This window comes from Mesorhizobium sp. Cs1299R1N1, assembly GCF_037179655.1.
Lineage (GTDB): Bacteria > Pseudomonadota > Alphaproteobacteria > Rhizobiales > Rhizobiaceae > Mesorhizobium > Mesorhizobium salmacidum.
This window is the reverse complement of sequence record NZ_JAPYKR010000017.1, coordinates 131,014-137,265: the sequence shown is the minus strand read 5'-3', so window position 1 is coordinate 137,265 and position 6,252 is coordinate 131,014. Positions and strand designations below refer to the sequence as shown.

The window sequence follows — 6,252 nt, the reverse complement described above, 5'->3', positions numbered from 1 at the left end:
ACGTGGAAAAGGCTGCGTGAGGCCAAAAAGGCCCCGGGTCAGCACATCGCCTGAGCGACAGCTTCACCATACATCAGCCAGGGCGCCTGCGCGCGAGCCAAGTCTGCGGCCTTCCGCGTATGGATACCTTTCGGCGCCGGTGTCGCTTCGCGGGAATTCAGCTGCTCGGCGCCGCCTCCGGTCAGGGCATAGACCTGCCCGTCCCATATCCTGCACAGCCCGCTGCCGTCCTGAAGACCCGCTTCGCGATCATCGTCGGTGCAGGCGTGGCGGATGGTGCCGAGCGGAAATGCATTTTTGCCGTTGGTCCAGGTGATGTCGGCCGGCAGACTTATGCCGGTATGGGGCACGGCCAGCGAGAACACCTGCGTCGTCAGTGCCGCCGGTTCGTTGTCGAGCGGGCGGAATTGCATGACCGCGCCTGAACGTGGCTCCCGATAGGTGGCGTGGCTCAGGAGGCATTCCTTGGCGCTCGCCGCTTGCATGAGCCCGAGCGAACCCAGGACAACAAAGGCCAGTTTGCGAACGATCATCGAAATCTCGGGGAAAGCGTTGTGAAGTAGGGCCGGCTGCGTGCCGGGCTGCACAGTCTCGCATCATCCGTGCAAAACCATAAGCGAAATCCGGAGCCGCTGCGTTTATCGCACCTCGGTCGAAAACTTGCCCCACACACACCCGCAATCTGTATGATCAGCCACAGTGGCCCAGGGGACAACAGATGCAGCGTTTGGCAATGATCATAGCGATCTCCGCAACTACGATTGTGCCGGCCGCAGCGGCCGCGCCCTATGTCGGGACATGGTCCAGGGACAGGTTGAACTGCCATGCGACCGCAGACGTCCAGCGCCAGACTGTCTTCACGGTGGATCAGTCGGCCCTGTCGTTTCCCGACCTCGGCTGCGAGCACGCGAGCTTCCGCAGAACCGCCACCGGTTGGATCGTTCGCGCCAGCCAGTGTTATGGCGAGGACCCAACGCTCGACGAACCCTTTTCGCGCATCATCCTTATCAGAAGAGATGGCGCGACGGTGCGGTTGACCTGGCGGGGATTCGACAGCGGACCTCTTGTCCGCTGCTGAAGGCGGCGACACTCAGACCAGCCCGACCAGCAAGGCCGCGCCGCCGAGAAAGCCTGCCGAACAGACCCACAGCAGCCAGAGCCCGCGCACCCGGCATTCGAGCACCGCCGAGGCGGGATTGTCGGGGTCATAGTGCACGTCGACCTTGCCGCCCTCGACATACCGCCGCGCCTGACCGCCGACGAGGCCGGGCAGCGAGGCCGTCACGCTGGCGCCGAAAGCGACGCGATCGGCGCTGTAGCGCTGTCCGGCGACACCATAGCTGTAGATGATGCGGGATTTGAAGACAGTGCGCCAAGGCCAGTATCCCACGCCTTCGAACCTGTCGCGGATCTTGATCGCCTGCAGGCCGGACGCATCGATACGGCCGGCGGTGGTCGGCCATTTTGTCGCCTGCTCGGCCATCGATTTCTGGGCAAAGCCCATGCGCAGCACAAAAAGACCCATGAACAGCAGGAATGCCGCGGCACCAAGGTTCTGCGGCTTGGGCAAATGCGGTCCGATTGCCTCCAGCACGCCACCGACGGAAAACACCAGCACCAGCGCACCGACCACCAGCCCCGCCGAAAGCTGGATCATGAACTTGAAGGCACCGTCCGGCATGGTGCGCTCGATCACGGCCTTGCCCGGGCTGGACGGGTCATAGAACACGGTTACCGCAGCGCCGCGCGGAAACCGCGCAAGGGTTTCGGCGACTTCGAAATTTCCGAGATTCTCCTGCACGCTGTAGTGGGAACTTTGAAATGTCTTGCCGCCCACCTTGTACTCATAGGTGATGGCCGGGAAATTGCGGATTTCGGTCGAAGTGCTGCTTTCCGATCCAGTGCCGGAACTCGTCACCTCGCGCGCCTCGACGCGCGACGAGACGATCTTTCCAGGCGTCGGCAACCAGCGGCTGGCCGCCTTGACCTCTCGCCATTTCAGGAAAGTGACGATCGACAGCATGCCGGCGACCGTGCAGGCAAAGCCAACCAATAGAAATTTGAGCTCCAACTCGTCCCCCGACGACCAAGAGTGCAGCAGCCCGCATATAGACAGCACGGCGACGAAAATGTCTTGTCTATTCGCAAGATTGGGAAATGAACGCCGGCAAGGCCATCCGCACGATGACGTGACAAAAGGCTACTTGACGATTGACCCGATCGGATAAAATCCAGGAAACAACAGCCGGGACGATGCGCATGAGTGACAAAGCCGACGACGAACCCGATATCGTGAACCAGCTCGCCTATGTCAGGGCCGACCCAACCCAGCACGACACGCTGACGCTTCTCGCCATGATCGATGCCGCGATCGCCGAGATCATGAGCCTGAGGACGAAGCTGCGGCTGAGCGAGGAAAAGCACAGCGGGAGCAACCAGTTCCGATAGGCCGGGAATGAGCGCCTGGGCGGCGGACGGTATCCCGCCCTAGTTCGAATCAGCCATCATCTGCCGGCCGCCGCCGCCGGCCCAGGCGCGCCATTGCCGCTCATCGCCATGGAAGACGTTGAGGTCGATGCGGCCGGTCACGCCATGCGACAGGCCGGAGCCCGAATACTGCCAGAACAGCCACTTGCGATCGGGATAGACCTTTGACGGATGCCGGGCCACAGCGCGCAGCCAGAACGGGTAGTCCGGGAAGGCGCCCTGAAGGTTGTCTCGGTAGAAATCCGGCGCCGTGTAGATGATCGGCCGCTGGCCGTAGTGGCGCTCCAGCTTGTCCATGAACACCTGCATCTTCTCCAGCACCTTTTCGCGCGACGGGCGCCGTTGGCAGCTGGAGTCGCCGTTCCACTCGACGTCGATCACCGGCGGCAGCGCGCCCTCCACCTTCGGCACGTTGCGCATGAACCAGTCGGCCTGCTCGCCGGCGGTGCGGCACCAGTAGAAGAAGTGATAGGCGCCGCGCTTGAGGCCGGCGGCGTCGGCGCCGCGCCAGTTCCTGGCGAACATCGGGTCGAGATGGTCGCCGCCGTCGGTCGCTTTGATGTAGGCGAAGTTGGCGCCCTGGGCGCGCAGCTTCTCCCAGTTCACGTCGCCTTGCCAGCGCGACACGTCGACACCGTGCACGGCAAGGTGACGGGGCGACGAGCGGCCGAAATTGATCGGCTTGGCGTCGCGGAAGCCGTAGCGCGTGACCGGGCCTGCAAGCATGGGCGGTGCCGCCCGCGACAACAGCTTCGGCGGCGACACCAGGGCAGCCTCTTCCACCGGGGGCTCGATGCTGTCGGGCAGTTCGGCTGCGGGAAACGCCACCGTCTCTTCCTCCGCCAGGCCAAAGGGCCGAGCGGTGTCGTCCTCGGGCGCAACCTCGACCCGGTTGCGCGCCGCGTTTGCCTTGGCCCCCGGAACGGATGCGATCGGCGCGCTTGGCCGGACAACCGAACTGGTGGTTTCACTGGATGGCTTCTGCATGTCGAGCGCATCCATGCCCGATGTCGACGAACAGCCGGCAAGGCACAGCGATGCGATCACGAAACTGATGACGCCTGGTAACCGCATCTGGACCTGTACTCAAAACACAACAGACCGAAGGCAACGGCCGACGGACAACCAGACGAGTTATGAACGAGAAATTACCAATAAAGATTGAATCAAGTTTTTACCATAGCTGTGGCCCCTTTCAGACGGCCGCCGGCAGCGGTCCGGCCAAGCCTTGACAGCGCCATGATGTGGCTGTTGAGAACGGATGTGCGGCGTTTGCGCCGGCGTTCCCAAGAACCCTGAAAAGGCGCCCGATGACCGCTTTGCAGCGACTTCTCCTGGTCCTCCTGCTCGCCGCTCCGCTACAGGCGGCGCATGCGAACGGCCTGGTCGTCGTCCCCCGAGGAAATCGTTCCGCGACACAGCCGCCAATCCCGGAGGCATCGGCCACACGAACCCGCGCCTTCAAGACCACCTACGGTGAGAAGTACGAAAAGATCGTCGCGCTGTTGAAGCGCGAGAAGAAGCTCGTGGCGCACATCAAGCAGGTGGCGGCGGCTTACGATATCGATCCCATCCATATCGTGGGTGCGCTGGTCGGTGAGCATACTTACAACGTCACCGCTGTCGGCTCGGTGCAGACCTATTATGTGAAGGCGCTGTCCTATTCCGGCCTCGACTTCTCCTTCCGCTACAAGGGCGTGCCGGTGCAGACCTTTGTCCAGCGCCCGGAATTCGCCGGTTGCGCGCAGGCCAAGGACAGCGCTTCCCTATGGAGCTGCCGCGACAGGATCTGGGTCGAGCATTTTCGTGGCAAGACGGTCGACGGCATCACCTATGACGCGGTGACCTTCCAGCAGGCGTTCTTCCAGCCCTTCTTCGCCGGCCAGACTTTCGGTCTCGGCCAGATCAGCCCGCTGACCGCGCTCGAGGTCACCGACCTCGTCAACAAGGTGAGCGGCTACGATAGGCTCACGCCGGACCACCCACAGGCGATCTATCGCGATGTCATGGATCCGGACCGCAGCATCGTCTACATCGCCGCGATCGTGCGCGACGCCATCGATGCCTACAAGGAGCAGGGTTTCGACATCTCGGGCAATCCGGGCATCACGGCCACGCTCTACAATGTCGGCCAGCCACGGCAGCGGGCGGCCGCCCTTGCCAGCGGCAAGGGCGGCAAGCTGCCGGTCGAGAATTATTACGGCTGGCTCGTCAACGACAAGCTCGACGAACTCAGGGGCCTGCTCGACAGCGGCAGCTGAGGAACACTTTAAAGGGAGCTGGCGTGCAGTCGTTCATCGACCAGAGCGTTTGTTTCATCGAGAACCATCAGGCCTGGGCGGGCCTCGTGGTCGGCTTGCTGGCCTTCGGCGAATCGCTGGTGCTGGTCGGCATCCTGTTGCCCGGCACCACGGTGCTGATCATCGTCGGCGGCCTGGTGGGCGCCGGTATCGTCCAGCCGCTGCCGGTTCTCCTCGCCGCGATGATCGGTGCGACGCTCGGCGACACCATCTCCTATTTTCTTGGCAAATGGCTCGGGCGCGGCGTCGTCCACAAATGGCCGCTCAACCGCTATCGCCGCGAGATCGCCAGGGCGCGCCTGTTCTTCCAGCGCTACGGTTTCGCCGCGGTTTTCGTCGGCCGCTTCTTTGGTCCCGTGCGTGCCACCGTGCCGCTGGTCGCGGGCATGATGGGGATGAACAGGCGCCGCTTCCAGATCGCCAACATCCTGTCGGCGATCGTCTGGGCGCCGGTCGTGCTGTCGCCTGGATGGCTGGTGGCGAAAGGGGCCGACAATCTGCCCGAACTCGACGCGACCAGCCTGTTCGGCCTGGCGGTGATCGCGGCCATGGTGGCGGCGATCATCGTCGCAATAATTGTCATCAGGCTGCGAGGCAGCCGCGATACACGGGCTTAGCGCGTGTCGCGATCGAGGGCGCCCAGCGTCAGCCGCGCTTCCTGAAGACGCCGATCATCGGCCCCAGGTTCCAGTAGTCGTCGTTGCGGCCGATGGCCGGAGCGAGCAGGCTCGATATCGTGCCGTCGAGAAAGAGCGCGTTGTCGCAGCCGAGCACGTCACGAAACAGGCGGGCGAATGCATGGAACGTCACCGTGCCGTTCGAAATGGCAAAGACGGCAATCCCATCCTTTCGCACCCCGACGCCATCGCGGCTCTTGCGCGACGTGCCGTCGTACCGGAATTTCGGGTGAAGCTGGCCGTCGATCACCAGCATTGGCCCTGATTGGGTCGCATAGTCGGTCGCTGGCCGCTGCCTGACAAAGTCCCTGGTCGCCCGGACCACGGCCTTACCGCCGTCGATGTAAAAGATGCCATTCGGCTGCAGCGAAAAATTGCCGCTACCCGATCCCGTCTTCACACCGGCCATTTCCTGGCCGCGTTCGACATAGAGGCCGACCGGCCTGAGGTCGGGATGATACATGCCGGCATTGATGGCAAACAGCATGGTACGTCCGGCCGTGCGCTGGGCGTCGTCGAGATTGTGCAACGATTGAAAAGGCTTGCCCGCCGGGTCTTTCCAGAACAGTTCGATCGAATACAGCTTTGGATCGACCTCGCAGACGAGAAAGCTCGCCGCCTCGAAGGCGACGTCACGGCACGGCGGCACCGAAGCGAACCACTGGCCGAATGCCACCGTCGTGGCGACCGCGTGCGGCAACGCGGCCTTGAGCAAGGCCAGCAACAAGGGTGCCGAATGCAGGAGTGTCAAAAAATCCATGCGCGTTCCGGATTGTCGGTTCCAACGA

The 6,252-nt window shown here is 63.1% G+C and carries 8 protein-coding genes; 4 read left to right on the top strand and 4 right to left on the bottom strand.

What is annotated here, in order from left to right; genetic code table 11:
- Positions 1–38: 38 nt before the first annotated feature.
- Positions 39–533: a hypothetical protein gene (locus O7A70_RS29225; protein ID WP_337143433.1), complete on the bottom strand. Its 495-nt coding sequence runs from the start codon at positions 531–533 to the stop codon at positions 39–41.
- 185 nt (positions 534–718) lie between these two features.
- Here O7A70_RS29225 and O7A70_RS29220 point away from each other — a divergent pair, with 185 nt between their 5' ends.
- Complete coding sequence (locus O7A70_RS29220; protein WP_337143432.1) at positions 719–1,078, top strand: hypothetical protein; 360 nt, start codon at positions 719–721, stop codon at positions 1,076–1,078.
- 12 nt (positions 1,079–1,090) lie between these two features.
- Here O7A70_RS29220 and O7A70_RS29215 read toward each other — a convergent pair whose 3' ends face one another.
- Positions 1,091–2,071, bottom strand: coding sequence for a DUF3592 domain-containing protein (locus tag O7A70_RS29215; RefSeq protein WP_337143431.1), 981 nt, complete (start codon positions 2,069–2,071; stop codon positions 1,091–1,093).
- 188 nt (positions 2,072–2,259) lie between these two features.
- On the opposite strand from O7A70_RS29215, the gene O7A70_RS29210 reads away from it, so the two are divergent.
- Positions 2,260–2,448 carry a hypothetical protein gene (locus O7A70_RS29210; protein ID WP_027145480.1) on the top strand — a complete coding sequence of 63 codons (189 nt, stop codon included), beginning with the start codon at positions 2,260–2,262 and terminating at the stop codon, positions 2,446–2,448.
- A gap of 39 nt (positions 2,449–2,487) precedes the next feature.
- Here the strand turns inward: O7A70_RS29210 and O7A70_RS29205 are convergent, their stop codons facing one another.
- Positions 2,488–3,561: a GH25 family lysozyme gene (locus tag O7A70_RS29205; RefSeq protein ID WP_337143430.1), complete on the bottom strand. Its 1,074-nt coding sequence runs from the start codon at positions 3,559–3,561 to the stop codon at positions 2,488–2,490.
- A gap of 236 nt (positions 3,562–3,797) precedes the next feature.
- Here O7A70_RS29205 and O7A70_RS29200 point away from each other — a divergent pair, with 236 nt between their 5' ends.
- Both O7A70_RS29200 and O7A70_RS29195 read left to right on the top strand, forming a co-directional pair.
- Positions 3,798–4,748 carry a DUF1402 family protein gene (locus tag O7A70_RS29200; RefSeq protein WP_337143429.1) on the top strand — a complete coding sequence of 317 codons (951 nt, stop codon included), beginning with the start codon at positions 3,798–3,800 and terminating at the stop codon, positions 4,746–4,748.
- Between the two features lie 23 nt (positions 4,749–4,771).
- Entirely contained in the window at positions 4,772–5,404 is a 633-nt protein-coding gene (locus tag O7A70_RS29195; protein WP_337143428.1) for a DedA family protein, read from the top strand.
- 28 nt (positions 5,405–5,432) lie between these two features.
- On the opposite strand, the gene O7A70_RS29190 is transcribed toward O7A70_RS29195, so the two are convergent.
- On the bottom strand, positions 5,433–6,224 hold the full coding sequence (locus O7A70_RS29190; protein WP_337143427.1) for a phosphodiester glycosidase family protein: 792 nt from the start codon (positions 6,222–6,224) through the stop codon (positions 5,433–5,435).
- Between the last annotated feature and the right edge of the window lie 28 nt (positions 6,225–6,252).

Bases quoted from the DNA above. Each gene is read 5' to 3' on its own strand.
- O7A70_RS29225 (WP_337143433.1), bottom strand. From the start codon at position 533: ATGATCGTTCGCAAACTGGCCTTTGTTGTCCTGGGTTCGCTCGGGCTC.
- O7A70_RS29220 (WP_337143432.1), top strand. From the start codon at position 719: ATGCAGCGTTTGGCAATGATCATAGCGATCTCCGCAACTACGATTGTG.
- O7A70_RS29210 (WP_027145480.1), top strand. From the start codon at position 2,260: ATGAGTGACAAAGCCGACGACGAACCCGATATCGTGAACCAGCTCGCC.
- O7A70_RS29205 (WP_337143430.1), bottom strand. From the start codon at position 3,561: ATGCGGTTACCAGGCGTCATCAGTTTCGTGATCGCATCGCTGTGCCTT.
- O7A70_RS29200 (WP_337143429.1), top strand. From the start codon at position 3,798: ATGACCGCTTTGCAGCGACTTCTCCTGGTCCTCCTGCTCGCCGCTCCG.
- O7A70_RS29190 (WP_337143427.1), bottom strand. From the start codon at position 6,224: ATGGATTTTTTGACACTCCTGCATTCGGCACCCTTGTTGCTGGCCTTG.